We start from the raw sequence: 988 nt of genomic DNA on the forward strand, positions 1-988 counted from the left end.
GCGTTGTCATACGAGTCCCCACGCGACCCCACAGATGCCACAATTTCGGACTCCGCCAGGGTCTCGCCATAGCGAATCGACCGGAATTGCACCCCGCGATCCGAGTGATGCACCAGCCCGGAGACGTCTTCGCCGGCCCGATACTTCGCAGCGAGAGCCATCGTGAGTGCGTCCCTGGCCAGCGACTCCCGCATATGGTTCGTCACCTGCCAGCCGACGATCTCCCGGTGGAAGACATCAAGGATGAACGTCGTGTACACCCACCCAGCAGACGTCGGAACATACGTGATGTCCGCAACCCACAAACAGTTGGGTGCCGGTGCTGCGAACTCACGTTCGACGAGATCATCCGGACACTCCTCAGCACGTGCTGAGGCCGTCTTCGGCCGCTTCCGCTTCCGCCGGATCCCGTCAATGCCCAACTGGCGCATCAACCGCTCCACTGTGCAGCGGGCCACCGGACCGAACTGGTCGGCGTAGTCGCGGTTGATCGCCTTCCACATCTTCCGCACTCCATAGCAGGAATAGTTCGCCTCATAGACATCCTGGATGACCACCATCAGTGCTTGGTCCCGACGGGCCCTGGCTGATGGTTGACGCTTCTTGTAGGCGTAATACGAGCTCACAACAATTCGTGCAGCAGTCCCGGACAGGGCGCGCACGATTGGCTCGACTCCGAACTCGTGACGATGATCGTCGATGAAAGCGACGATCACTTCGATGGGCGGTCGAGCTCCGCCGCGAAGAAAGCCGACGCTCTCTTCAAAATCTCGTTGGCCCGCTTCGCTTCGGCCAGCTCAGCCCGTAGCCGACGGTTCTCCGCTTCCAGGTCGACCGACTCGGCCGGTGTGGCTTTGCCGGAGTCCTTGTGCTTTCGCACCCAGACTCGCAGGGTTTCTTTACTCAGACCGAGTTCGTTCGCAACACGGGTGATCGCTCCGTTCGCGGTGTCGGGGTCGGCCTGGGCATGGATGACGAGCTCGACGGC

2 protein-coding genes and 1 other annotated feature are annotated in these 988 nt (G+C 61.4%); both genes read right to left on the reverse strand.

What is annotated here, in order from left to right:
- Positions 1-716: IS3 family transposase (locus MPN20_RS17125; protein ID WP_347566847.1), on the reverse strand; the 716-nt coding region annotated here is incomplete at its 3' end.
- Positions 636-752: a sequence feature (AL1L pseudoknot), on the reverse strand. (Overlaps the previous gene by 81 nt.)
- Positions 713-988, reverse strand: a 276-nt coding sequence (locus tag MPN20_RS17130; RefSeq protein WP_242784069.1) for a transposase, incomplete at its 5' end; no start/stop codon positions are given. (Overlaps the previous feature by 40 nt.) The genes MPN20_RS17130 and MPN20_RS17125, both read right to left, overlap by 4 nt.

The organism is Brevibacterium sp. ZH18, from assembly GCF_022748595.1.
Taxonomy (GTDB): domain Bacteria; phylum Actinomycetota; class Actinomycetes; order Actinomycetales; family Brevibacteriaceae; genus Brevibacterium.